At 67.9% G+C, this 25,038-nt stretch carries 23 protein-coding genes and 1 tRNA gene; 11 read left to right on the forward strand and 13 right to left on the reverse strand.

What is annotated here, in order from left to right; all coding sequences use genetic code 11:
- Positions 1-98 precede the first annotated feature (98 nt).
- The 3 genes from rpoA (at position 99) to AAG801_RS05280 (ending at position 1,668) form a co-directional block, all read left to right on the forward strand.
- Positions 99-1,088 (forward strand): DNA-directed RNA polymerase subunit alpha, encoded by a 990-nt coding sequence (gene rpoA / locus AAG801_RS05270; protein WP_101491463.1) that lies wholly within the window; start codon positions 99-101, stop codon positions 1,086-1,088.
- Positions 1,089-1,174: 86 nt separating this feature from the next.
- Positions 1,175-1,573 carry a 50S ribosomal protein L17 gene (rplQ, locus tag AAG801_RS05275; protein WP_056576970.1) on the forward strand — a complete coding sequence of 133 codons (399 nt, stop codon included), beginning with the start codon at positions 1,175-1,177 and terminating at the stop codon, positions 1,571-1,573.
- Between the two features lie 18 nt (positions 1,574-1,591).
- Positions 1,592-1,668, forward strand: a tRNA-Met gene (locus tag AAG801_RS05280).
- Positions 1,669-1,870: 202 nt separating this feature from the next.
- On the opposite strand, the gene AAG801_RS05285 is transcribed toward AAG801_RS05280, so the two are convergent.
- From AAG801_RS05285 to AAG801_RS05310, 6 genes are read right to left on the reverse strand one after another with little or no spacing between them, the layout of a single operon-like run.
- Positions 1,871-2,269: a RidA family protein gene (locus tag AAG801_RS05285; protein WP_101491462.1), complete on the reverse strand. Its 399-nt coding sequence runs from the start codon at positions 2,267-2,269 to the stop codon at positions 1,871-1,873.
- Positions 2,266-3,897 (reverse strand): AMP-binding protein, encoded by a 1,632-nt coding sequence (locus tag AAG801_RS05290; protein WP_341887469.1) that lies wholly within the window; start codon positions 3,895-3,897, stop codon positions 2,266-2,268. Before AAG801_RS05290 ends, AAG801_RS05285 begins: the two co-directional genes overlap by 4 nt.
- Positions 3,898-3,901: 4 nt before the next feature.
- Entirely contained in the window at positions 3,902-5,095 is a 1,194-nt protein-coding gene (locus AAG801_RS05295) for an acyl-CoA dehydrogenase family protein (protein WP_341887470.1), read from the reverse strand.
- An 8-nt stretch (positions 5,096-5,103) separates the two neighbouring features.
- Positions 5,104-5,958, reverse strand: a complete 855-nt coding sequence (locus AAG801_RS05300; protein ID WP_341887471.1) for an enoyl-CoA hydratase family protein — start codon at positions 5,956-5,958, stop codon at positions 5,104-5,106.
- The gene (locus tag AAG801_RS05305) at positions 5,955-6,434 is read right to left on the reverse strand and encodes a MarR family transcriptional regulator (protein WP_101491458.1); all 480 of its coding nucleotides are present in this window, start codon (positions 6,432-6,434) and stop codon (positions 5,955-5,957) included. Before AAG801_RS05305 ends, AAG801_RS05300 begins: the two co-directional genes overlap by 4 nt.
- Position 6,435: 1 nt before the next feature.
- The gene (locus AAG801_RS05310) at positions 6,436-8,820 is read right to left on the reverse strand and encodes a bifunctional salicylyl-CoA 5-hydroxylase/oxidoreductase (protein WP_341887472.1); all 2,385 of its coding nucleotides are present in this window, start codon (positions 8,818-8,820) and stop codon (positions 6,436-6,438) included.
- A 119-nt stretch (positions 8,821-8,939) separates the two neighbouring features.
- Here AAG801_RS05310 and AAG801_RS05315 point away from each other — a divergent pair, with 119 nt between their 5' ends.
- Positions 8,940-10,211, forward strand: coding sequence for a class I SAM-dependent methyltransferase (locus AAG801_RS05315; protein WP_341887473.1), 1,272 nt, complete (start codon positions 8,940-8,942; stop codon positions 10,209-10,211).
- Between the two features lie 17 nt (positions 10,212-10,228).
- Entirely contained in the window at positions 10,229-10,558 is a 330-nt protein-coding gene (locus tag AAG801_RS05320) for a DUF1840 domain-containing protein (protein WP_341887474.1), read from the forward strand.
- A gap of 17 nt (positions 10,559-10,575) precedes the next feature.
- Here the strand turns inward: AAG801_RS05320 and AAG801_RS05325 are convergent, their stop codons facing one another.
- Both AAG801_RS05325 and AAG801_RS05330 read right to left on the reverse strand, forming a co-directional pair.
- Positions 10,576-11,610, reverse strand: coding sequence for a tripartite tricarboxylate transporter substrate binding protein (locus AAG801_RS05325; RefSeq protein ID WP_341887475.1), 1,035 nt, complete (start codon positions 11,608-11,610; stop codon positions 10,576-10,578).
- Positions 11,611-11,681: 71 nt separating this feature from the next.
- Positions 11,682-12,611 carry a LysR family transcriptional regulator gene (locus AAG801_RS05330; protein WP_341887476.1) on the reverse strand — a complete coding sequence of 310 codons (930 nt, stop codon included), beginning with the start codon at positions 12,609-12,611 and terminating at the stop codon, positions 11,682-11,684.
- A gap of 123 nt (positions 12,612-12,734) precedes the next feature.
- Here AAG801_RS05330 and AAG801_RS05335 point away from each other — a divergent pair, with 123 nt between their 5' ends.
- Entirely contained in the window at positions 12,735-13,511 is a 777-nt protein-coding gene (locus AAG801_RS05335) for an SDR family oxidoreductase (RefSeq protein ID WP_341887477.1), read from the forward strand.
- Here the strand turns inward: AAG801_RS05335 and AAG801_RS05340 are convergent.
- From AAG801_RS05340 to AAG801_RS05360, 5 genes are all read right to left on the reverse strand, one after another.
- Complete coding sequence (locus AAG801_RS05340) at positions 13,499-13,948, reverse strand: MarR family winged helix-turn-helix transcriptional regulator (RefSeq protein ID WP_341887478.1); 450 nt, start codon at positions 13,946-13,948, stop codon at positions 13,499-13,501. The genes AAG801_RS05335 and AAG801_RS05340 overlap by 13 nt on opposite strands.
- A gap of 27 nt (positions 13,949-13,975) precedes the next feature.
- Entirely contained in the window at positions 13,976-14,941 is a 966-nt protein-coding gene (locus tag AAG801_RS05345) for a transketolase C-terminal domain-containing protein (protein WP_341887479.1), read from the reverse strand.
- Complete coding sequence (locus AAG801_RS05350; protein ID WP_341887480.1) at positions 14,932-15,954, reverse strand: thiamine pyrophosphate-dependent dehydrogenase E1 component subunit alpha; 1,023 nt, start codon at positions 15,952-15,954, stop codon at positions 14,932-14,934. The genes AAG801_RS05345 and AAG801_RS05350 overlap by 10 nt, the downstream gene beginning before the upstream one ends.
- A 100-nt stretch (positions 15,955-16,054) precedes the next feature.
- Positions 16,055-17,281, reverse strand: coding sequence for an ABC transporter substrate-binding protein (locus tag AAG801_RS05355; protein ID WP_341887481.1), 1,227 nt, complete (start codon positions 17,279-17,281; stop codon positions 16,055-16,057).
- On the reverse strand, positions 17,278-19,440 hold the full coding sequence (locus tag AAG801_RS05360) for an alpha/beta hydrolase fold domain-containing protein (RefSeq protein ID WP_341887482.1): 2,163 nt from the start codon (positions 19,438-19,440) through the stop codon (positions 17,278-17,280). The genes AAG801_RS05355 and AAG801_RS05360 overlap by 4 nt, the downstream gene beginning before the upstream one ends.
- Before the next feature lie 63 nt (positions 19,441-19,503).
- On the opposite strand from AAG801_RS05360, the gene AAG801_RS05365 reads away from it, so the two are divergent.
- The 5 genes from AAG801_RS05365 (at position 19,504) to AAG801_RS05385 (ending at position 25,037) form a co-directional block, all read left to right on the forward strand.
- Positions 19,504-20,235, forward strand: coding sequence for a TetR/AcrR family transcriptional regulator (locus AAG801_RS05365; RefSeq protein ID WP_341887483.1), 732 nt, complete (start codon positions 19,504-19,506; stop codon positions 20,233-20,235).
- A 468-nt stretch (positions 20,236-20,703) separates the two neighbouring features.
- Complete coding sequence (gene xylF / locus AAG801_RS05370) at positions 20,704-21,732, forward strand: D-xylose ABC transporter substrate-binding protein (RefSeq protein WP_341887484.1); 1,029 nt, start codon at positions 20,704-20,706, stop codon at positions 21,730-21,732.
- Positions 21,733-21,879: 147 nt separating this feature from the next.
- The gene (locus AAG801_RS05375; RefSeq protein ID WP_341887485.1) at positions 21,880-23,070 is read left to right on the forward strand and encodes an ABC transporter permease; all 1,191 of its coding nucleotides are present in this window, start codon (positions 21,880-21,882) and stop codon (positions 23,068-23,070) included.
- A gap of 1 nt (position 23,071) precedes the next feature.
- Positions 23,072-23,875, forward strand: a complete 804-nt coding sequence (locus tag AAG801_RS05380) for an ATP-binding cassette domain-containing protein (RefSeq protein WP_095747145.1) — start codon at positions 23,072-23,074, stop codon at positions 23,873-23,875.
- 1 nt (position 23,876) lies between these two features.
- Complete coding sequence (locus AAG801_RS05385) at positions 23,877-25,037, forward strand: ROK family transcriptional regulator (protein ID WP_341887486.1); 1,161 nt, start codon at positions 23,877-23,879, stop codon at positions 25,035-25,037.
- Position 25,038: the final 1 nt, after the last annotated feature.

Raw genomic sequence — 25,038 nt, forward strand, 5'->3', positions numbered from 1 at the left:
TATTGTTGTTCACGTTCCTGCTCCGCACTCTGTTGCGGATCAGGCGCTTCACCAGCCTTACCGGTGTAACGAGCCGGGGGTATTGAGAGGAAGTCTGCATGCAAACCACCCTGCTGAAACCCAAGACCATCCAGGTCGAGCAACTTGCCCCCAACAAGGCCAAGGTCACGCTCGAACCTTTCGAGCGCGGCTACGGCCACACGCTCGGCAACGCGCTGCGTCGCGTTCTGCTGTCGTCCATGGTCGGCTACTCGGCCACCGAAGTCACGATCGCTGGCGTTCTGCATGAGTACTCGTCGATCGACGGCGTGCAGGAAGATGTCGTCAACATCCTGCTGAATCTCAAGGGCGTGGTGTTCAAGCTCCACAACCGCGACGAAGTCACGCTGAGCCTGCGCAAGGACGGCGAAGGCCCGGTCCTCGCTTCGGACATCCAGACCCCGCACGACGTCGAGATCATCAATCCTGACCACGTGATCGCGCACCTGTCGCAAGGCGGCAAGCTCGACATGCAGATCAAGGTTGAAAAGGGTCGCGGCTACGTGCCCGGCACGATGCGTCGCTACGCCGACGAGCCGACCAAGTCGATCGGCCGTATCGTTCTGGACGCGTCGTTCTCGCCCGTCAAGCGCGTGAGCTACACGGTCGAAAGCGCCCGTGTCGAACAGCGTACCGACCTGGACAAGCTGCTGGTCGAGATCGAAACCAACGGTGCGATCAGCGCCGAAGATGCGGTTCGCGCATCGGCTAAAATTCTGGTTGAACAGCTCGCCGTGTTTGCGCAGCTCGAAGGCGGCGAACTCGCTGCATTCGATGCACCCGCACCGCGCAGCGCCCAGCAATTCGATCCGATCCTGCTGCGCCCTGTCGACGAACTCGAACTGACGGTGCGTTCGGCCAACTGCCTGAAGGCCGAAAACATCTACTACATCGGTGACCTGATCCAGCGCACCGAAAACGAGCTGCTCAAGACCCCGAACCTGGGTCGCAAGTCGCTCAACGAAATCAAGGAAGTCCTCGCTTCGCGCGGCCTCACCCTTGGTATGAAGCTTGAAAGCTGGCCGCCGGCCGGTCTCGACAAGCGTTGATTTTTGTTTGAATTGAGCCCCTGAGGGCTCGTGCCCGGGCAGTACCTGATACGGCTGCCTGTTTAATAAAGTAAAGGAAAAGCACCATGCGTCACGGACACGGACTTCGCAAACTCAACCGCACCAGCTCGCACCGCCTTGCGATGCTGCAGAACATGATGAATTCGCTCATCGAGCACGAAGTCATCAAGACCACGGTCCCCAAGGCCAAGGAACTGCGCCGCGTCATCGAGCCGATGATCACGCTCGCCAAGAAGCCCACGCTGGCCAACAAGCGTCTGGCCTTCGACCGCCTGCGCAGCCGCGACAGCGTCGTCAAGCTCTTCGGCGAACTCGGCCCGCGTTTCGCAGCGCGTCCGGGCGGCTACACCCGCATCCTGAAGATGGGTTTCCGCGTGGGCGACAATGCCCCGATGGCGCTCGTCGAACTGGTCGACCGTGCTGAAATTAAAGATGCTGGCGCTGAGCAAAACGCCGCTGAATAAGCTATAATTTATACTTGCCGCGCGATGGAGCAGCCTGGTAGCTCGTTGGGCTCATAACCCAAAGGTCGCAAGTTCAAATCTTGCTCGCGCAACCAATTTAAAAGGCCCTTTGAGAAATCAAAGGGCCTTTTTCTTTGTCCAAATTCCTTTGGAAATTCCCGGTCGAAATCAGGCGCAAAAGAAAGCCCTCGCGAAGAGGGCTTTTCTGTTTCTGGACCGGCCCCGCAAAGGGCCGGTTTCGAGAATGTGCGCAGTGAAGGCGCCTGAGGGACTGCGCTGACGCTCAGCCCACTCAAATCAGTCCGGAATGACCGCCGTGACCTCGATCTCCACCTTCGCGCGGTGCTCCACCAGCGCCGCGACCTGCACGCAGGTCATCGCCGGGAAGTTGCGGCCCAGCGCGTCGCGGTAGACCGGACCGAGCTCGGCCAGGCGTCGGCTGTACTCGTCGCGATCCGTCACGTACCAGGTCATGCGCACCATGTGCTCGGGGCCGGCGCCGGCTTCGCGCAGCACCTCGGCGATATTGCGCAGCGCCTGGCCGCACTGGTCGATGAAGTCGTCGGATTCGAACTGCTGCTGGGCATTCCAGCCGATCTGGCCGCCGACGAACACTTGCGTGCCGCGCGCGGCGATGCCGTTTGCATAGCCCTTCGGGGGCAACCAGCCGGGAGGCTGAATCAGTTTGTTCGTCATGATGATGGTGTCTCGCTGTTGCGTTGTCTCAATTTGAAGCGCTGGAGTTTGCCGGTTTCGGTGCGCGGCAGCGCCGTCACGAACTCGATCTCCCGCGGGTACTTGAAGGGGGCGATGGTGGCTTTCACGTGGTCCTGAAGCGCCTTCGCCATCGCTGCGTCGCCGGTGTTGCCGGGCTTGAGCACGCAGAAGGCTTTCACGATCATGCCGCGGTCGGCGTCGGGCTTGCCGATGACGCCGCACTCGGCCACGGCCGGGTGCTTGAGCAGCGCATCTTCCACTTCCGGGCCGCCGACGTTGTAGCCGGCCGTGATGATCATGTCGTCCGCACGCGCCTGATAGAAGAAGTAGCCGTCGTCATCCTGCACGAACGAGTCGCCGGGGTAGTTCCAGCCGTTCTTCACGTAGTCGGCCTGGCGCGGATCGTCGAGGTAGCGGCACCCGACCGGCCCTTGCAGCGCCAGCTTGCCGACCGTGCCGCGCGGCACTTCGTTGCCCTGGTCGTCGACCACCTTGGCCGTGAACCCCGGTACCGCCTTGCCGACGGCGCCGCGGCGCACCTCGTCGCCGGCGGCCGAGATGTAGATGTGAAACACCTCGGTGCCGCCGATGCCGTCGAGCATCTCGATGCCGGTGGTGTCTTTCCAGAGCTGGCGCGTGGCGTCGGGAAGCGCCTCGCCTGCGCTCACGCAGATGCGCAGGCTCGGCGCTCCGTGCTGCCGGACGAAGGGCGCCATCTGGCGATAGAAGGTGGGCGCGGTGTAGCAGATGGTCGCGCCGACCTCGTTGATGAGCTTCACGAGCGCTTCGGGCGAGAACGATCCGTCCGGGAAGTACACCGACGCACCGGCCCACATCGGGAAGACCAGCAAGCCGCCGAGCCCGAAGGTGAAGGCCAGCGGCGGCGTGCCGACCACGATGTCGTCGCTGCGCGCGCGCAGCACGTGGCGCGGCCAGGTCTGGCACATGGCGACCACGTCGCGGTGCGTGGTGACGGGTGCCTTGGGCTTGCCCGTGGTGCCCGAGGTGAAGGCGAGCAGCGCGATGTCGTCGGCCGCCGTGGGGCAGGCCTGGAAAACGCCGCTCTTGCTGGCCGCGCGTGCCGACAGCGAATCGGGTGCGTCGGGCTGGTTGAAGGCAATCACCGTCGCGAGCACGGGGTGCACCTGCTGCGCAGCCACCAGCTCCTCGAGCAGGCGACCTTCGCACAGCGCGGCCACGGGCTGCGATTTCTCGATGATCTCGCCGAGTTCCTTGGCGCGCAGCAGCGGCATCGTCGCCACCGCAATCAGCCCGGCCTTGACCACGGCCAGCCACGACAGCGCCATCCACACCGAGTTGCCGCCACGCAGCAGCACGCGGTTGCCGGGCACGAGCCCGAGATCCTCGACCAGCACCTGGGCGATGCGGTTCACCTCGACGCCCGCCTGGGCGTAGGTGAGCACGCCGGCGGGCGAGCGCAGCATCGGCTTGTCACCGAAGCCCTTGGCGACCGCCTTGTCCAGCAGCTCCTCGACCAGGTTCAGCTGGTCGGGGAACTGCAGCTCGGGCAGGTCGTAGCGAAAGACCGGCAGCTGCGCGGCAGGCGGCAGGCGGTCATGAACGAAGCGATCGACTTGAGCAGACACGATTTCACCCCCGCAAAACGGATTTGCCGATGATCAGTTGCTGGACTTCCGTCGCGCCTTCGTAAATGCGCAGCGAGCGGATGTCCCGGTACAGGCTTTCGATCTTGGTGCCGACCTTCACGCCGAGGCCCCCATGCATCTGCAGCGCCATGTCGATCACGCGGCTCGCGTTCTCAGTGGCGCACATCTTGGCCATGGCGGCAGCCGCCGACACGTCGCCGACCGCCGGCGCGCCACGGCGCTCGGCGTCGTCGCGCATCCACGCGGCGCGGTAGGTCAGCAGCGCGGCGCTGTCGATCAGCGCGGCCATTTCGCCGAGCTTGGCCTGCGTGAGCTGGAAGTCGGCCAGCGTCTGGCCGAACATGCGGCGGCCCTTGGCGTGCGCGATGGCTTCGGCGAGCGCACGGCGCCCCATGCCGAGTGCGGCGGCAGCCACCGACGCACGGAAGATGTCGAGCGTGCGCATCGCGAGCTTGAAGCCGCCGTTCAGCGTGCCCAGCTGCGCCGTGCGCGGCACGATGCAGTTGTCGAAGCGCAAGGAGGCCAGCGGGTGCGGCGCCATCACGTCGATGTGGGCCGAGGTGTCGAGTCCCGGCGTCGTCGCGTCGACGATGAACACCGTGATGCCGCGCGTGCCGGCCGTGGGGTCGGTCTTCGCGAACACGCAGTAGAAGTCGGCGATGCCGCCGTTGCTGATCCAGGTCTTCTCGCCGTTCAGGCGCCAGCCGTCGGCGGTGGGCTCGGCGCGCATCGCCATCGCTGCCACGTCGGAGCCGGCTTCGGGTTCGCTGAGTGCGAAGGCCGCGATCTTCTTGCCTTGGCCCACGGCCGTGAGGTACTGCGACTGCTGTTCGGGCGTGCCGTCCAGCGTGATTGCGCCACTGCCCAGGCCCTGCATCGCGAAGGCGAAGTCGGCCAGTGGCGAGTGGTAGCCGAGCGTTTCGCGCAACAGCACGAGCGCGCGCGAATCGAGGCGTTCGAGCGCGCCGCCGGCACTGCCGGGCACCGCGTAGCGCAGCCAGCCGGCGTCGCCGAGACGGCGCACCCATTCGCGGCAGGCGGCGCGGTCGTCGCGCTCATCGATCTCCTGTGCGGCGCACCAGGGCAGCAGGTCGTTGGCGAGCGCGCGGTGCGCGTCGTCGAAGAACGGCAGCGCGAGGTGCGCGGTCGAAGGTGGGGCGGGGATCTTGGTCATCATGATGCGCGTCAGTCTCCGCCGAACACCGGCTTGCGCTTGGCCGCGAAGGCCTCGTAGGCGCGCTTGAAGTCTTCGGTCTGCATGCAGATCGCTTGCGCCTGCGCTTCGGCCTCGATGGCCTGGTCGATGGTCATCGACCACTCTTGCGCGAGCATCGTCTTGGTCATGCCGTGCGCGAAGCTCGGGCCTTCGGCCAGGTCGCGCGCGACCTTGGTGGCGGCGTCGAGCAGCGAGGCGCTGTCGTGCAGTGCGTTGAAGAAGCCCCAGGCCTGGCCTTCGTCGGCAGTCATGGCGCGGCCGGTGAACAGCAGCTCCGAGGCGCGGCCCTGGCCGATCACGCGCGGCAGCAGCGCGCAGGCGCCCATGTCGGCGCCGGCCAGACCCACGCGGGTGAACAGGAACGCGGTGCGCGTAGCGGGCGTGCCGTAGCGCAGGTCGCAGGCCAACGCGATCATCGCGCCGGCGCCGGCACACACGCCGTCGATCGCACCGACGATCGGCTGCGGGCAGTTGCGAATGGCCTTCACGAGGTCGCCCGTCATGCGCGTGAATTCGAGCAGCTCGGGCATGCGCATGCCGGTCAGCGGGCCGATGATTTCATGCACGTCGCCGCCCGAGCAGAAGTTGCCGCCGGCGCCGGTGATGACGATCACCTTCACGTCGGTCGCGTAGGTCAGCGCGCGGAACAGGTCGCGCAGCTCGGCGTACGAGTCGAAGGTCAGCGGATTCTTGCGCTCGGGGCGGTTCAGCGTGATGGTGCCGACGCCGGCCTCGAAACGCCAGGCAAAGTGCTCGGCCTTGTAGTCGGACTTGGGCTCGAATTGCGCGCGCATGGGATTGCTTGCGCCGATGTAGTGCTTCATGCGGTCTCCGCTAATTGGCTGCTGTGTGAATGTTGCTTGACCTTGCCGAGCAGCTTGTGAAGCTGCGCGATCTCCTTGGGGTTGAGGCTTGAAAAAGCCTCGACGATCCAGTCTTCGTGCTGCTGCGCCATCTCGTTGAAGAGCTTGCGTCCGCGCGGTGTGAGGCGCACGCGCCAGGCGCGGCGGTCGCCCTCGACGTTGATGCGCTCCACCAGCCCTTCGGTCACGAGCTGGTCGGTGATGCCGGTGACGTTGCCGCCCGTGACCATCATGCGGCGCGAGAGCTCGTTCATCTTCAGGCCGTCGGGCGAGCGCTCGAGTTGCGACATGAGATCGAAGCGCGGCAGCGTGGTGGCGAACTGCGCGCGCAGTCCGTTGCGCACCTGCTTTTCCACCAGCTGTGTGCAGGTGAGCATGCGCAGCCAGAGGCGCAGCGCCTCGGGGTGCTCGCTGTGGGCGCGTGCTTCGAGGTCCATGTCAGTGCGTCTCTTCGGTGTCGGCCGCGCGGCCCGCGGCAGCGGTGGCCGCGGCGATCTGCTGCTGCTTGGCGATCTCGCGGTACATCTGGTCGCGGCCGCTCAGGTACTGCTTGGGCCAGTCGACGTCGCGGCTTTGCAGCTTGGCGGCTTCGTGCAGCGTCCATGCGGGGTCGGCCAGGTGTGGGCGCGCCACGGCGCACAGGTCGGCGCGGCCGGCCGCGATGATGCTGTTGGCCTGGTCGGCGTCGGTGATGGCGCCCACCGCGATGGTCGAGATGCCGACCTCGTTGCGGATGCGGTCGGCAAACGGCGTCTGGTACATGCGGCCGTACACGGGCTTGGCGTCGCGCGTGGTCTGGCCCGACGACACGTCGATGAAGTCGGCGCCGGCCTCCTTGAAGAGGCGTGCGACCACCACGGCGTCGGCGTCGGTGTTGCCGCCGGGCGCCCAGTCGTGCGCCGAGATGCGCACGCTCATGGGCTTGTCGGCCGGCCACACGGCGCGCATCGCGCGGAACACTTCGAGCGGGTAGCGGCAACGTGCTTCGATGTCGCCGCCGTATTCGTCGGTGCGCTGGTTGGTGAGCGGGCTGATGAAGGCCGACAGCAGGTAGCCGTGCGCGCAGTGCAGCTCGAGCCAGTCGAAGCCGCATTCGACCGCGCGGCGCGTCGAATCGACGAACTGGTCGCGCAGCGTGTCCATCTCGGCGCGCGTGATCGCGGCCGGCAACTGGTTCTGTTCACCGTAGGGCAGGGCGCTCGCGCCGAGTACGGGCCAGTTGCCGCTTTCGAGCGGCTCGTCGGTGCCTTCCCAGCCCACGCGCGTCGAGCCCTTGGGGCCGCTGTGGCCGAGCTGGATCGCGATCTTCGCGCTCGACTGCGTGTGCACGAAATCGACGATGCGTTTGAACGCGGCCTGCTGCGTGTCGTTGTACAGGCCCGTGCAGGCCGGCGTGATGCGGCCTTCGGGCGTCGGGCTCGTCATCTCGACGCACACCATCGCGGCGCCGCCGAGCGCGCGTGCGCCCAGGTGCACCAGCAGGAAGTCTTGCGGCACGCCATCGATCGCACTGTAGGTGGCCATCGGCGAGACCACGATGCGGTTCTTGAGCTCGAGGCCGCGCACCTTCAGCGGCATCAGCATCGGTGCCATCGCCTTGCCGCCCGCCAGCCATTGTTCGTAGCCGCCGAGCCATTGCGTGTCGCGCACGCGCAGGTTCTCGTGGCTGATGCGCTGCGAGCGCGTGAGCAGCGAGTAGGCGAACTGCTCGATCTCCATGCCCGTGTAGCGCGGCACGTTCTCGAACCATTCGGTGGAGTTGCGCGCGGCGTTCTGGATCTTCAGCACCTCGACACTGCGACGTGCTTCATAGCCTTCGAGCACGTGGTCGAGCGTGCCGCCTTGTTCGAATTCGTTGGCCAGGTCGATCGCGTCTTCGAGCGCGAGCTTGGTGCCCGAGCCGATCGAGAAGTGCGCCGTGTGCGCGGCGTCGCCCATGAGCACGACGGGCACCGAACGGCCGTCGACGTCGATGCGGTGCGTCCAGCGCTCGCACACCACGCGCGGAAAGCGGATCCAGTTGGCCGAGCCGCGCAGGTGCGTGGCGTTGCTGATGAGCGCGTGGCCGCCGAGGTACTTGGCGAACAGCTTCTCGCAGAAGGCGACAGCCTCGGGCTGCTCCATCTGGTCGAGGCCGTGCGCCTTCCACACGGCCTCGGGCGTCTCGACGATGAAGGTCGAGGTCTTGTCGTCGAACTGGTAGGCGTGCGCCTGGAACCAGCCGTGCTCGGTCTCTTCGAATGCGAAGGTGAAGGCGTCGAAGGTCTGGTGCGTGCCCAGCCACACGAAGCGGCAGTTGCGCAGATCGACGTCGGGCTTGTACACGTCGGCGTAGCGCTGGCGGATGCGGCTGTTGAGGCCGTCGCTCGCAATGACGAGGTCGGCCTTGTACTGCGCGGCAATGGCCTGGTCGTCGGTGGCGTCGGTTTCGAACACCAGCTCCACGCCGAGTTCGAGGCAGCGTTCCTGCAGGATGTTCAGCAGGCGCTTGCGGCCGATGCCGCAGAAGCCGTGGCCGCCCGAGCGCACCTGGCGGCCCTTGAAGAAGACCTGGATGTCGTCCCAGTGGTGGAACTCGTTGCCGATGAGCGCGGCCGTGGGGCCGTCGGCCGCGCGCAGGTTGCCCAGCGTCTGGTCGCTCAGCACCACGCCCCAGCCGAAGGTGTCGAACGGGCGGTTTCGCTCCACCACCGTGATCTGCAGCGCCGGGTTGCGTGCCTTCATCAGCAGGGCGAAATACAGGCCGGCCGGACCCCCACCGATGCACAGGATGCGCTGGAGGTCCGAGGCGGGCGCGAGGCGGGGGGAGGTCAAGCTGTTCATGGTTGAATAGTTTAGGCATAAACAATCTGTTGTCAACGAGGAGTTCTCTGCAGAGCCCGCCGACCCGCTCCCAGGTGGGATGTCATGCAAATTCTTTGAAAAATCAATACCATGGACGGATGCAACACTTGATACCCAAGATCGAGTCGCAGCTGGCCTCGCTGCCCGTGCCCATCGCACTGGAGTTGCCCGACGGGCGCCGGGTCGCCCAGGCGGGTTCCCGCGTGACGCTGGCTTTCAAGGAGTGGTCGGTGCTGGCCAAGCTGGCCGGCCGGCAGGTCGGGGCCGTGGGCGAGGCCTACGTCGAGGGCAAGGTGCAGATCGAGGGCGCCATGCGCGACCTGATCGACGCCACTGTCGGCCTGTTGCCCGGCAACCCGGCCGAGACCGACACCAGCTGGTGGAGCCGCCTGCAGCACCGCGCCAAGTCGCGCGGCTCGCACTCGCTGCGCAAGGACGCCGCGCAGATCGAGTTCCACTACGACGTCTCCGACGATTTCTACGCGCTGTGGCTCGACCCGCGCCGCGTCTATTCATGCGCCTACTTCCGCACGCCCGAGCTCACGCTGGCGCAGGCGCAGGAAGCCAAGCTCGACCACATCTGCCGCAAGCTCATGCTGCAGCCCGGCGAGCGTTACCTGGACATCGGTTCGGGCTGGGGCGCGCTGCTGCTGTGGGCGGCCGAGCACTACGGCGTGGACGCCACGGGCATCACGCTGTCGAAGAACCAGCACGCGCATGTGCAGCGGCTCATCGAAGAAAAAGGGCTGCAGGGGCGCGTGCGCGTGGAGCTGCGCGACTACCGCGAGCTGCCCGACGATCTGCCCTTCGACAAGATCTCGTCAGTGGGCATGTTCGAGCACGTGGGCGCGGCCAACATGCCGACCTACTTCCACAAGATCCACACCTTGCTCAAGCCGGGCGGGTTGGTGCTCAACCACGGCATCACCTCGGGCGAGCTGAACTACCGCCAGCTCGGCGCGGGCATGGGCGACTTCATCGAGAAGTACATCTTCCCCGGCGGCGAACTGCTGCACGTGACGCACGTGCTGCGCGAGACCGCAGCAGCCGGGCTGGAGATGGTCGATACCGAGAGCCTGCGCCCGCACTACGCGCGCACGCTGTGGGCGTGGTCCGACGCGCTCGAGGCGCAGCTCGATGCCGCGCGCGAAGTGCTGGGCCGCAGCGGCGGGCGCCAGGGCGAGAACGCCGAGCGCATTCTTCGCGCCTACCGCCTGTACCTCGCGGGCTCGGCCATGAGTTTCGAGCAGGGATGGATCTCCTTGCATCAGATGCTGTCGACAAAGCCTGACGGCAATGTAGGGCGCGCAGGCGTCTTGCGCGGTGCGCAATCGGTGTACCCTTTTGCCCGTGACTACATCTACAAATAAGTGAGGACCCCAACACCATGCTCTACCGCTTCAAATCCCGGGCCGCTCCTGACTTCGTGATGCTCGAGGTGCATGCGCGCCAACTGCTCGACATCGTCGGCAAATCGGCCGCGCCGCAGGGCATCATCACGGTCGAGCAGATTCCGTCCGCCATCGCCGCCCTCGAGGCTGCACTGGCCCGCGAAAGCACCAAGCCCGCCGCGCACAACCACGACGAGCACGCGGTCGAAGGCCACGATGCCGACGCAGAGAAGCAGCATGTCGGCCTGCACCAGCGCGCCGCGCCGCTGCTGCACATGCTCAAGGACTCACAGGCCGAGAGCAAGGATGTGACCTGGGGGACCTGAGCCCCCCCGGCTCGTGATCAGTCCACCTTTGCGCCGGACTCTTTGACGACCTTCGCCCACTTCACGTGCTCACTCGCAATGAGCTTCGTGAAGTCTGCCGGCGAATTGCCGCTAGGGATCGCGCCCTGGGCCAGCATCTTTTCCTTGATCGCGGCTGTGCCCAGCGACTTCGCCACTTCCTGCTGGATGCGGTTCACGATCTCGGGCGACGTGCCGGCCGGCGCCAGCAACCCGAACCATGAGCTCGCCTCGTAGCCCTTGAGCGCGGGGCCGCCGGCTTCTGCCACCGTCGGCACATCGGGCAGCGCGGGCGAGCGTTGCGAACTGGTCACGGCCAGCGCCGTGAGCTTGCCGCCCTTGATCTGTGCCATCGACGACGGCAGGTTGTCGAACATCACATCGGCATTGCCGCCCACCATGTCCAGCAGCGCCGGGCCCGAGCCCTTGTACGGAATGTGGGCCATGAAGGTGCCGGTCATGCTCTTGAAGAGTTCGCCCGCCAGATGGATCGAGGTGCCGCTGCCGCTCGAGGCCATGTTCAGCTTGCCGGGATTCGCCTTCGCGTACTTGATGAAATCCTGCACGTTGCGGATGTTCAGCTTCTTGGCTGTTTCGGCGTTCATCTCCATCACGTTCGGCACCGCGGCCACCAGCGTGACGGGTACGAAGTCCTTGATCGGATCGAAGGGCAGCTTGGGGTACAGAGCGCGGTTGATGCCGTGCGTGCCCACGGTGCCCATCAGCAGCGTGTAGCCGTCGTTGGGGGCGCGCGCGACGATCTCGGCGCCCACGTTGCCGCCAGCGCCCGCACGGTTGTCCACGATGAACTGCTGGCCGAAGGCCTTCGACAGCTCGGGCGCGACCGCGCGCGCCAGGATGTCGGTCGTGCCGCCGGCCGCGAAGGGCACGACGATGCGCACCGGCTTGGTCGGCCAGGTGCCTTGGGCGTGCGCGGCGCCGCCCAGCAGCGCGAGCGTGGCCGCCGCCGTGGCGACCAGTGCGAAGCGGCGGGTAGATGAAGTAGCGGAAGGAGAGCGAGAGGTAAAAGTCATGCGCGTCTTTGTACAGGGGGGCGCCGCAGGCGTCGCGGGTAAAAACCCCGGCCTGCGAGGGCCATCGCCGCTCAACCCACCTGCATGCGTTGCGCGAACTGCGCCTCGCGAAAACGCGCCAGCACGAAGTCGACGAACACGCGCGTCTTCGGCGGCAGCAGCTTCTTGCTCGGGTAGTAGATCCACACGGCGCCCGAATCCTGGTACCACGCGGGCAGCAGCCGCACCAGCGCGCCGCTGCGCAGGCCGCGTTCCACGAAGGGCATCGGCAGCATCGCCACGCCGAGCCCTAGCAGCGCCGCCTGCGCGATCGCCTCGGGGTCGTTGAAGATCGCGCGCGGGCGCGTCGGCAACTCGACCATGGTTTCTTCGCCGCTCGCGTGCCGCAGCGTCCACGGCCGCAGCCGGCCCGTGGGCGAGGAGCGGCGCAGCAGCACGTCGAAGCGCGCCAGATCGGCCGGGTGCGCGGGCAGCGCGCGCCCCGCCAGGTAGGCCGGCGCCGCCACCGCGACCACGTGGATGCGCGCCAGCTCGCGCGCCACCACGCCGGGCGACAGCGCGATGCCGCCGCCGATGGCCGCGTCGAAGCCTTCGCCGATCAGGTCGACCTGCTGATTGTCGAAATGCCAGTCGGGCACGATGCCCGGGTAGCGCGCCAGAAAGTCGCCCATGAACGGCAGCACATGCTCGCGCCCGAAGGCCTGCCCCATGCTCACCTTGAGCGTGCCCGACGGCTGGCCGTCGTCCTGCGCGAGGCCCGCCACCGCGTCCTGCAGCGTGGCCAGCGCGCCGCCCACCTGCGCCAGGAAGCGCTCCCCGGCCTCGGTCAGCGTGAGCCGCCGCGTGCTGCGCTGGAACAGCCGCACGCCCAGCCGCGCCTCGAGCCGCGCCACGTTCTTGCTGACCGCCGCGGGCGTCAGCCCCAGGCGCCGCGCGGCCGCCGAGAAGCTGCCGCCCTCGGCGCTCTGCACGAAGGATTCGAGGTGATTCAGCGGTTCCATGTCGCGATTCTGGCGCCCATCTTCAACTTTGGGTTGAATCTGATCGGGCCGACTGATGACTACCGCAAAGGGAATGGAATTCCGACACTGAAGGCCTTCCTCCTCCAACTGATCGGAAAAATCATGGCTTCCACCTCTGTGTCCTCTTCGTCTTCCTCTCCCGTCCTGGCCGGCAAGGTCGCCTTCGTCACCGGTGGCTCGCGCGGCATCGGCGCCGCCATCGTGCGCCGGCTGGCGCGCGACGGCGCGGCCGTGGCCTTCACCTACGTCAGCGCGCAAGCCGAGGCCGAGAAGCTCGCCGGCGAAATCCAGGCCGCCGGCGGCCGCGCGCTGGCCATCCGTGCCGACGCCGGCGACGCCGCCGCGCTGACGGCCGCCATTGCCCAGGGCGCGCGCGCCTTCGAGCGGCTCGACATCCTGGTGAACAACGCCGGCGTGTACCTCGGCGGCGACCTCGACACCTTCTCGCTCGACGACTTCGACCGCACCATCGACGTCAACGTGCGCGCCACCTTCGTGGCCGTCCAGGCCGCCGCGCGCCACATGGGCGACGGCACGGGTCGCATCGTCAACATCGGCAGCATCAACGCCGAGCGCGTGCTGGACGCGGGCGCCAGCGTCTACGCAATGAGCAAGGCCGCCATCGTCGGCCTCACGCGCGGCCTGGCGCGCGACCTCGGCCCGCGCGGCATCACGGTGAACAACGTGCAGCCCGGTCCCATCGACACCGCCATGAACCCCGCCACCGGCCCGCGTGCCGCCTCGATGCACGACGTGATGGTGCTGCCGCGCCACGGCCGCGCCGAAGAAATCGCCGGCATGGTCGCCTACCTCGTGGGCCCGGACGGCGGCTTCGTCACCGGCGCCAACCTGAGCGTGGACGGCGGCTACACGGTCTGATCGGCAGCGACGTTGTCCGGCGCGCGCTCCACCGCGCGGATCAGCGTGTCGAGTGTCGCGCTCAGCCGGGCCAGCTCGCTGGCATCGACGCCCGCGAACAGCTCGGCCTCGCGCTGCCGCCCGAGCGCACCGACCGTCGCATGCAGCGCCTTGCCGGCGGCCGTGAGGTAGAGCCGGCTGCAGCGCTGGTCGGTCGGGTCGCCGCGGCGCTGCACGCGCTTGTGGCGCTTCAGGCCCGCCAGCGCGCGGCTCACGGCCATCTTGTCCAGGCCGGTGAGGTCGGCCACCTGCGCGCCCGTGAGCCCCGGCTGCGTGGCGAGCACGGCCAGCGTGCGCCACTCGTTCAGCGTGAGCTGGTGCTCGCGCCCCACGCGTTCATGGAACGGCCGTGCCGTCAGATTGACCACCCGCACCAGCTTGAAGAAGAGCGGGTCCATGGCCGTGTGTGTTTTCGCTTTCGCGTGTCAGCCGGCCAGCTTCTTCGCCGCCGTCACGATCGCGTCCACGCCGACGCGCGACTGCGCTTCCAGCACCGGCGCATAGCCGACCGGAATGCGCGGCGCGCCCAGCCGCGCGACGCGGCAGCCCATGGCCTCGGCCGCGCTCGCGGCGATCTCGGCGCCGAAGCCCGCGGCCTGCACCGCCTCGTGCACCACCAGCAGCCGCCCCGTGCGCGCGCACGACGACAGCACCGTCTCGCGGTCCCAGGGCCACAGCGTGCGCAGGTCGATCAGGTCGACCGCGATGCCCTCGGCCGCCAGCGCGTCGCAGGCCGCGGCGCAAGGCTGCATCTGCTTGCTCCAGCTCACGAGCGTGAGCGCGTTGCCCTCGCGCACGCGCGCCGCCTTGCCCAGCGGCACGACCAGCGTGTCATCCACCTCGCCGCGCACGCCCCACAGCGTCTTGTGCTCGATGTAGACCACCGGGTCGCCGCACTGCAGCGCCGCGCGCAGCAGGCCGTGGTTGTCCTGCGGTGTCGACGGGCTCACCACCACCACGCCCGGCAGGTGCGCGAACCAGGCCTCGAGCGACTGCGAATGCTGCGCCGCCGACGCGTCCCAGATGCCGCCCGGCATGCGCGCCACCAGCGGCACGCGGCCCTGGCCGCCGAACATGAAGCGGTTCTTCGCGGCCTGGTTCACCAGCTCGTCCATGCCGCACAGCGCGAAGTCGACCACGCGCATCTCGACCACGGGGCGCAGCCCCGCGAGCGCCATGCCCACGCCGGCGCCCATGATCGCGGCCTCGCTGATCGGCGTGTCGATCACGCGCTCGGCGCCGTACTGCTGCTGCAGTCCCTTGTACTGGCCGAAGATGCCGCCGCGGCCCACGTCCTCGCCGAGCACGACCACGCGCGGGTCGGCATCCATCTCCTGCTGCAGCGCGCGCACGGCGGCTTCGGAATAACTCAGCGTTGTCGTCACAGCCATTGGCCTGCTCCCGTGGTCTGCACGTCGGTGAAGGCAGCGCCGGGCTCGGGCCAGGGCGCGGCGTCGGCCACGGCGAGGGCGGTGTCCACCTCGTCGCGCGCGGCGTTCTCGATGGCGTCGAGCGTTGCGGCGGGCACGCCGGTGTCCAGCAGGTGGCCGCGGGCGCGCGCGATCGGGTCGGTCTCCAGCGCGGCCGCCAGCTCGGCCGGGTCGCGGTACGCCGCGAGGTCGACCGACACATGGCCCTTCACGCGGTAGGTGAGCGCGTGCAGCAGGCGCGGCCCGGCGCCGCTGCGCACCTCGGCCACCAGGCGCGCGGCGGCTTCGTGCACCGCGAACACGTCGTTGCCGTCGACCTGCGTGGCCGCGATGTCCATCGACGCGGCGCGCGCCGAAGCGCCATCACCGGCCGTCATCGGGCCGCTCGCGGTGGTCGCGCTCCAGCGGTTGTCCTCGCAGACGAAGAGCACGGGCAGGTCGTACACACGCGCCCAGTTCAGCGCTTCAAGGAACGGCCCGCGGTTGATCGCGCCGTCGCCGAAAAAGCAGACCGTGATGTCGTCGCCTTGCTTCAACAGCTTCTGTGCATGCGCCGCACCGACCGCGATCGGCAGGCCCGCTGCGACGACGCCGTTGGCACCGAGCATGCCGACCGAGAAGTCCGCGATGTGCATCGAGCCGCCCTTGCCGCCGTTGAAGCCTGTGGCCTTGCCGAACAGCTCGCACATCATCCGCGTGAGGTCCGCGCCCTTGGCCAGCGTGTGGCCGTGGCCTCGATGCGTGGAGGTGAGGTAGTCGCTCGCGCGCAGGTGGGCGCACACGCCCGCCGGCACGGCCTCCTGCCCGGTCGACAGGTGCAGCGGCCCGCGCACCTTGGCGGCGCCGCCCGCCTGCTGGCCGTAGGCGCTGACGCCGCCCTGGCTGGCGGTTTCGGCGGCGTTCTCGAAGGCGCGGATGCGCACCATGGCGCGGTACAGCGCCTCGTCGGTGCGGGGGGGAAGCTTCGATTCCATATGGTCTCCGGCGCTTGTGGGGGCTGCGCTTGGAGAAAAATCGTATCAAACGTGACGGAATCAGGTATCGGGCTTACCCGCCGCTGCCGGGCGATCTTCCTCAGGGCTTCTTGACCAGGTTGCAGCGAGATTCCGCCAGCGGCTGGAACGCCTGGTCGCCGGGCACCACGGCCTTCACGTTGTAGAAGTCCCAGGGCTCCTTCGACTCCGACGGCTTCTTGACCTGCACGAGCAGCATGTCGTGCACCATGCGCCCGTCGTCGCGGATGTGGCCGTTGGCCGCGAACATGTCGTTGATGCGCACCGACTTCATCTGCTTCATGACCGCGTCCGCGTCGTCGGTGCCGAGGGTCTGCACGGCCTTCAGGTAGTTGGTCACCGCCGAATAGGTGCCGGCGTGGATGAGGTTGGGCATCTTCTTCTGCTTCTCGAAGAAGCGCCGGCTCCACTCGCGTGTCTGCGCGTTGAGGTTCCAGTAGAAGGCCTCGGTCAGCACCATGCCCTGGGCCGTCGCCAGCCCCATGGCCTGGACGTCGTTGAGCGTGCCGCTCAGCGGCACGATGGTCTGCGTCTTGCCGAGGCCGAACTCGCGCGCGGCCTTCACGGCGCCGATCAGGTCGCCGCCCGCGTTGGCGATGGCCACGCCCTTGGCCTTCGACGACTGCGCCTGCAGCACGAAGGACGAGAAGTCCGATGCGCTCAGCGGATGCCGCGCGCTGCCGGTCACCTTGCCTCCCGCTGCGGTGATGGCGCCCGCGGCTTCCTGCTCGATGGAGTGGCCGAGCGCGTAGTCCACGGTGATGAAGTACCAGCTGTCGGTGCCCGACTTCGTCAGCGCCGCCACGGTGGGGCGCGACGTGGCATAGGCGTCCCACGTGTAGCTCACCGTGTAGGGCGAGCATTCCTCGTTGGTCAGGCGCATCGAACCGGGCCCGGTGGCGAACAGCAGGCGCTTCTTCTCCCGCGCCACGTTCGAGACGGCCAGCGCCACCGCCGAATTGATCGCGTCCACCACGATGTCGACGCGCTGCGTGTCGAACCACTCGCGCGCCTTGTTGGCACCGATGTCGGCCTTGTTCTGGTGGTCGGCCGAGACCATCTCGATGGCGAAGGCCGGCTTGGCGTCGCGCTTGAAGTCGTCGATGGCCATCTGCGTGGCCACCACCGAGCCGCGTCCGCCGAGCTCGGAAAAGATGCTGCTCATGTCGGTGAGCACGCCCACCTTCACGACCTGGTCCGAGAGCCCCGGCGCCGCGACGGCCGCGGGTGCGCACAGCGACAGCGCGCACGCGAGTGCGCAGGTGGTCATGCGGTGCGACGTGTTCATGCGGCCTCCTTCTGTTGCGACGACGCGCGCAAGCCGCGCGCCCAATGCCCGGCCTCGGCCAGCGTGCGCTGCGCCTCCGGCAGGAACGGGAACAGCGTGAAGACATGCACCGAGTCGGGCACGAGGTCCAGGCGCACGTCGACGCCCGCCGCGCGGGCCACCTCTGCGAAGCGCGTCGTGTCGCTCTCGAGCACCTCGCCCTGGACGGCCGACAAGAACAGGGGCGGCAGGCCGCGCAGGTCGCCGAACAGGGGCGACACCAGGGGGTCGGTGGGCTCGTGGCCCTGGAAATACGACGCCGCGAGCTGCGTGAGCGAGTCCCGATGCGCCGCCGGATCGTCCCCCGAGTTCTGCCGCACGGTGGGGCCCGACAGCGTCAGGTCGGTGAACGGGCAGACCGCGATCACGCCCGCCGGTTGCGGCAGCCCTGCGCGCGCCAGCCCCAGGGCCAGCGCGAGCGCCAGCCCACCGCCCGAAGACTCGCCGCTCAGCACGATGCGCGATGCCGCCACGCCGCGCGCGAGCAGGCCGCGGTAGGCCTGGAAGGCGTCGTCGATCGCGGCGGGGTAGGGGTGCTCGGGGGCGAGCCGGTAGTCGACCGTGTAGCAGTCGCCGCCCAGGGCCGCCGACAGCCGGCCGGCGTACTCGACCGAGCTCGCGGCCGAGCCCATCACGTAGGCGCCCCCGTGGAAATGAAGCACGACGGAGCCGGCGGGCTGCGGTGCGCCGCCGTCCACGCGCAAGGCCGGCACGCCGTTGAGTTCGACCGGCGTGACGCCGAGCGTGGCGGGTGCGGGAAAGTGCGTCGTGAGGAAGCGTTCGTAGGCCTCGCGCTGGCCCCGGTGCCCGCGCGCGATGTCTTCGGAGCCAATGGCGCTCTTCCATAGGTCGAAGGCGCGCTGGCTTTCAGGCCGCGCCATGCGCTTGCCTTCGCGTGCCGCGCTCAGGCCCACCACTTCGCCGGCCGGCTGTTGGGCCGCTTCCAGGATGTTGTGGCCCCACGCAAACGCCCACGAGGTTTCGGCGAGCGGATCGATGCGCGAGAGGCCGCGCCAGCGGCCGTTGCGGTGGCGCACCGACTCCTCGTCGGGCTCGTGCGACTGCTTCACGGCAAAGCGCGCGCCGGCCTGGATGCGCGTGGTGCGCGGCTGGCGGCGGCGTTCGTATTCGAGCAGCGCGGCCTCCACGCCATCACCGCCTTTGGCGCCATGGCGGTGCAGGCAGGTCGCGAGCACCCAGGCATCCTCGATGGATTGGCAGGCGCCCTGCGCGAGGTACGGCACCATCGCGTGCGCCGCGTCGCCCAGCAGCGTGATGCGTCCCGTGGTCCAGTGCTCGATGGGGTCGCGGTAGTACATGCCCGTGATGAAGCTCGAGTCCACCTGCTCGAGCATGTGCTGCACCGTCGGCTCGCTGCCGCGGAAGGAGTCGAGCATTTCGCCGATGTCGCCGCTCTCGGTCCACGATTCGCGTCGCACCTCGGTGGCGGGCACGGCGGCCAGGATGCTGTACAGGTCCTTGCGGACCCAGTACGACACGACGCTGCGCCGCAGACCGAACCAGTTGTTGCCGGCCACCGGCAGCGCCAGCCCTTCGAGCCGGGCGGCCGGGATCAGCGCGCGCCACATGAGGATGTTGGCGAACTGCTTTTCCTCGGGGCCGCGCAGCGCGGTGCGCACGGCCGAGTGGATGCCGTCGGCGCCGATCACCGCGTCGGCCTCGATGACCTCGCCGGTCTTGAGGACCACGCGGGCCCCCTTGGCGTCTTGCGAGATCGACGCGCATTCGGCGCCCAGGCGCACGGTGTCGCGCGGCAGCGCGTTGTAGAGCAAGGAGACGAGGTCGGCGCGGTGCACGTTGTACATGAGGGCGCCGTAGCGTTGCGCTGCCTCTGCGCCCAGCGGCGCGAGGTAGAGCAGGCGGCCCGTGTGCAGGTCGCGGTAGTCGTAACGCTCGGGCACCGTGGCGACCTGCGCCAGCGCGGGCTCGAGGCCGAGCTCGCGCAGCACCAGCGTGCCGTTGGCCGCGATCTGCACGCCGGCGCCGATCTCGGCCATCTGCGCGGCACGCTCCAGCACAATCGCGTCGATGCCGTGATGCCGCAGCGCCAGCGCTGTCGTCAGGCCGCCAATGCCGCCACCCACAATGAGAATCTTCATTTTGGACACCTGTTTTCCGTATAGTTAACCGAGTTCGGTTAGTTAAGTTAACTCGATAAACTTATGGCCCCATCGGTAAAAACCCTTCGTGCGGACGGCCTCGAGACGCGTGCGCGACTGAAGGAAGAAGCGCAGCGGCTGTTTGCGCTGCGCGGCATCGACGGCGTGTCGGTGCAGGACATCGTCTCGGCCGCCGAGCAACGCAACAACGCGTCGTTGCGCTACTACTTCGGCAACAAGCTGGAGCTGGCGCGCGAGCTGGTCGTGGACGGCGCGCGCGTCATCGACGAGATACGCCAAGCCATGCTCGACGCGCTCGAACGGGAGGGCAACGTGACCCTGCCCAGCGTGCTGGACGCGCTCACGCTGCCGCTGCTCGAGCTGTCGGAGCGCACGGGCCAGGCCACCTACATCCGCCTGATCGCGAACCTGCAACTCAACAACCGTGCGTTCCTGCGCGAGGCGCTGGAGGACAAGTGGAACGCCGGCTACAAGCGCTGCTTCGCGCACCTGGCGCGGCTGCTGCCCGACATGCCCGCCCCGATCCTGGAGCAACGCCTGACCCTGGCAGGCAACATCTACGGCAACGCCGTGTGGGCGGCCTGGGAGTCTTCGAAAGACAGCGAGGATCCCAGCCGCTTCTGGGAACGCAGCTACACCATCTCCAACGTGATGGACACGCTGCAAGGCGTGCTCGAAACGCCGCCTTCGGTGCGCACGCTGGCATTGGTGGAGGCGGAGTCGCCCGCGCGCAAGGCGACGGCGGGCGCCACGACCCGGCGCAAAAAGGCCTGACCCGCGCGAGCGCTGGGGCGGCATTGCCACCCCTTCAGGGGCTCTTTTTTGTCTGCGGACTTCCTGCTCTCTTCTCTATTTATTCTTCTTATTTAAGTTAGTAGTAGTAGATAAGGGTAAACCCGCCCTGTGGACAGGCCGCTTTTTCCCTTGTGTGACAACAACTTGTGACACCCGAGACACTGTGTACTCCTGTGCTTCCGTGGTGCTATCAAAAAAGGAACAACTTGGGCGCGGGCGTTCCCGCTGTGGATAACAGGGGGCTTGTCCGGAAACTGTCCCCAGAGTTTTCCGTTGCCTGCGGCTCACCGACGTGCCTGCGTTCCGATCGCCGCGCGTGCGCTTTCTTCCGCTCGGGAATTCCCGGGTGCCCATCGCGCGGCGGGAATGGGATAGTTAGTTCGCCACTCAAACTAACTACCCCGGCACGCCAGCACACGCTCGGCAAACCGTTCAGGAGAGACACCGATGCAACTGACAACGAAACACACCTTGGCCGCCATGGCGTTCGGTCTCACGGCCGTGGGCGCGATGGCGCAGACCGTGGTCGGCGTGAGCTGGTCCAACTTCCAGGAAGAGCGCTGGAAGACCGACGAGGCCGCGATCAAGGCGCAGCTTGAGAAGCTCGGCGCAAAGTACATCAGTGCCGACGCGGGCGGCTCGCCCGAGAAGCAGCTGGGCGACATCGAGGGCCTGATGTCCAAGGGCGCGAAGGCGCTCATCGTGCTGGCGATGGACAAGGACGCGATCCTGCCCGCCGTCACCAAGGCCACGCGGCAGAAGGTGCCGGTGGTGGCGTACGACCGGCTGATCGAGGCGCCGGGCGTGTTCTACATCACCTTCGACAACGTCGAGGTCGGCCGCATGGAGGCGCGCGAGGTGCTCAAGGTCAAGCCCAAGGGCAACTACGTGATCATCAAGGGCTCGCCGAGCGACCCGAACGCCGACTTCCTGCGCGCCGGCCAGCAAGAGGTGCTCGACGCCTCGATCAAGAAGGGCGACATCAAGATCGTCGGCGACGAGTACACCGAAGGCTGGAAGCCCGAGGTCGCGCAGAAGAACATGGAGCAGATCCTCACCAAGAACGGCAACAAGGTCGACGCGGTGGTGGCAGCCAACGACGGCACCGCCGGCGGCGCGGTCGCTGCGCTCACGGCCAAGGGCCTGCGCGGCATTCCGGTGTCGGGCCAGGACGCGGACTTTGCCGCGCTGAACCGCGTGGCGCTGGGCACGCAGACCGCGACCATCTGGAAGGACTCGCGCGAGCTCGGTCGCGAAGCCGCCACGGCCGCGGTGTCGCTCGCAGCCGGCAAGCCGGTCGAGAAGGCTGCGCCCTGGGCCGGCGGCGCCAAGAAGATTTCGCTGTCCTCGCGCCTGCTGACGCCGGTGCCGATCACGCGCGACAACCTCGACGTGATCGTCAAGGCCGGCTGGATCAAGAAGGACGAGCTCTGCAAGGGCGTCTCGGGTGCGAATGCACCCGCAGCCTGCAAGTAAGGCCGCAACCCGCGACGCGTTCGGCCATTTTCTGAACGGCTGAACGCGCCGCTCCATCTCTTCGCAACACAGCTTCCGACAGACCCGCAAGGGCCTGCCGGTGGGCGGTTGCGCACCTGTAGTCCGTCCTGAGGGGGCTTGAAAAAAATGAGCGATCCAACACCCGGCTGGTGGCGCCGCACCGGCATCGACCTGCGCCTGATCCTGATGTGCGTGCTGCTGGCCGCGATGGCGGTGGCGTTCAGCGTCATGTCGGGCGGCGTGTTCCTCTCGCCCGAGAACCTCTACAACGTCGCGCAGCAGACGGCCGTGGTCGGCATCGTCTCCACGGTGATGGTGCTGGTCATCGTGGCGCGCCATATCGACCTGTCGGTGGGCTCGGTGATGGGCTTCGTCGGCGTGCTCATCGCGTACCTGCAGTACACCTCGGGCTGGTCGTGGCCCACGGCCTGCCTCGCGGGGCTCGCGGTGGCGCTGCTGGTGTCGATCTACCAGGGCTGGCTCACGGCGGTGCTGGGCGTGCCCTCGTTCGTGGTCACGCTGGGCGGGCTGATGTCGTTTCGCGGCGCGGCCTTTCTCGTGGCCGACGGCAAGACGCAGCCGGTGAACGACGAGTTCTTCCAGCGCCTGGGCGGCGGCTACGACGGCGGCATCGGCGTCACCGCCAGTTGGGTGCTCGCGGCCTTCGTGGCACTGGTGCTGTTCGGGCGCATGGTGCAAAAGCGCCGCGCGCGCCAGCGCCACGACATGCCGACCGAGGCGCTGTGGCTCGACGTGCTGCTCACGGCCGTGCCGGTGGCGGTGGTGGCCGGCTTCGCGTGGGTGATGAACAGCTACCAGATCTCGTCCAAGAGCGAGCCGCAGGGCATTCCGATTCCGGTGCTGATCTGGGCGGCGGTGGCGATCGTGCTGTCGTTCATCGTGCACCGCACGCGCTTCGGGCGCTATGTGTTCGCGATGGGCGGCAACCCCGACGCGGCGGCGCTGGTGGGCATTCCCGTCAAGCGCGTCACGCTCATGCTGTTCGCGCTGCTGGCGGTGCTGGTGACGGTGGCGGCCATCGTGTCGATCGCGCGGCTCAACGCGGGCACCAACTCGCTGGGCACGGGCATGGAGCTGTACGTGATCGCCGCGGCCGTCATCGGCGGCACCGCGCTGGCGGGCGGCAGCGGCTCGATCTTCGGCTCGGTGCTGGGCGCGCTGATCATGCAGTCGCTCGACAGCGGCATGCTGCTGCTCGACGTACCCATCGGCAAGCGCATGGTGATCATCGGCCAGGTGCTGATCGTGGCCGTCGTCTTCGACGTGCTCTATCGCCGCAAGTTCGGGGAGAACTGACATGGCCGACATCGACAAGACGAAGCCCCTGGTCGAGCTGCGCGAGATCCGCAAGGCCTTCGGCGGCGTGAAGGCCGTGGACGGCGTGAGCATCAACCTCTACCCCGGCGAAGTGGTGGCGCTGCTGGGCCACAACGGCGCGGGCAAGTCCACGCTGATGAAGATGCTCGCGGGCGCCTACCCGATCGATTCGGGCGACACGCTCATCGCGGGAGAAAAGGTCCACATCCGCACGCCCGCCGAAGCGCAGGCGCAGGGCATCGAGACCATCTACCAGACGCTCGCGCTGGCCGACAACCTCGACTCGGTGGCCAACCTTTTTCTGGGCCGCGAAAAGATGACGGCGTGGAACACGCTGGACGACCACTTCATGGAAGTGCAGGCGCGCAAGGTGTTCCAGCGCCTGAACAAGAACTTCACCAACATCCGCATCCCGGTGCGGCGCCTGTCGGGCGGGCAGCGGCAGGTGGTGGCGATTTCACGTGCGCTGTACTTCAACGCGCGCATCCTCATCATGGACGAGCCCTGCGCCGCACTCGGCCCCGAAGAGACGGCGATGGTCGGGCGCCTCGTCAAGCAGCTGAAGGACGACGGTGTCGGCATCTTCCTGATCACGCACGACATGCCCGACGTGTTCTCGCTGAGCGACCGGCTCGCGGTGATGAAGAACGGCAAGCTCGTGGGCACTTACCGCACGGCCGATGTCACCGAGGACGAAGTGCTCGGGATGATCATTGCCGGCAAGCGGCCCGAGGGGCGGGAACAAGCGCATCACGCGGCAACTGCAGCCACCGCAGCGGCATGACATGAAGACCATCGGCGACCAGCAGCTGCTCAAGCGTCTGAACCGCAGCGTGCTGCTGCGGTTGCTGCGCGCGCAGCCGGGCTTGTCGCGCGCGCGGCTCGCGAGCGAAAGCGGGCTCACCAAATCGACCGTGAGCCTGCTGGTGCGCGAGCTGCTCGACGAGGGCTGGCTCAGCGAGTCGGGCGCGGCGGTGGCCGACGGGCTCGGTCGGCCATCGACACCGCTGCAGATCAACGTCGGCGTGCGCGCGCTGATGGGCGTCGAGATCGCCGTCGAAACGCTGCGCCTCGTGTGCGTCTCGCTGCAGGGCGAGGTGCTGCACGCGGAGGCCCAGCCGCTGGACGACGGCACGCCCGCCCGCGTGTGCGCGCAGCTCGCGCGCATGGCGGCTGCGGGGCATGCGCACCTCGACCGGCGCGGCCTGCGCCTGTCGAGCATCGGCGTGTGCGTGCCGGGCGCGGTGGACGATTGCACGGGCGTCGTTCGCTTCGCACCGAACCTCGGCTGGCGCAATGTGAACCTGCTGCCCGCGCTCGAAAAAGCGCTGGCCGCGGCGGGCCTGCCGGGGGTCACCGTGCAGCTGCAAAACGACGCCGATGCGGCCGCGCTCGGCGAGTACGAGTTCGCCGCGGGCGAGGGCGAAGACCCGCTGATCTTCGTCAGCAGCGACGTCGGCGTGGGCGCCGGCGTGGTGCTGAACGACCGCCTCTTCACCGGCGCGCAGGGCATGGCCGGCGAGATCGGCCACACCATCCTGCAGCTCGACGGGCCGCTGTGTTCGTGCGGCCGGCGCGGCTGCGCCGAGGCTTTCTTCGGCTCGCGCGTGCTGGCACGCGAAGGCGCGGACATGGCGCGCGCTGCCGCCTTCTTCGGCGTGCTGCTGCAGAACCTGTGGGTCACCTTCAACCCGCGCGCGATCGTGCTCGGGGGCAAGGTCTGCGCGGAGCATCCGGCGTTCGTGCAGACCGCGTTCGACGCCGTGAAGGGCTATGCGGAGCGCGCCGGCATGCCCGCGCCCGATCTGCGCACCGCGCGCTATGAAGCGCTCGCGCCCGCGGTGGGCGCGGCGGCGCTGGCGCTGCACGAATACTTAAGGCCGCTGCAGCCCGACGCCCGCACGCGGCGCGCGCGCGCGGCGCAGGGTCTTGCCACCGCCGCCTGAG

The sequence above is a fragment of the Variovorax sp. YR752 genome (genome assembly GCF_943372545.1).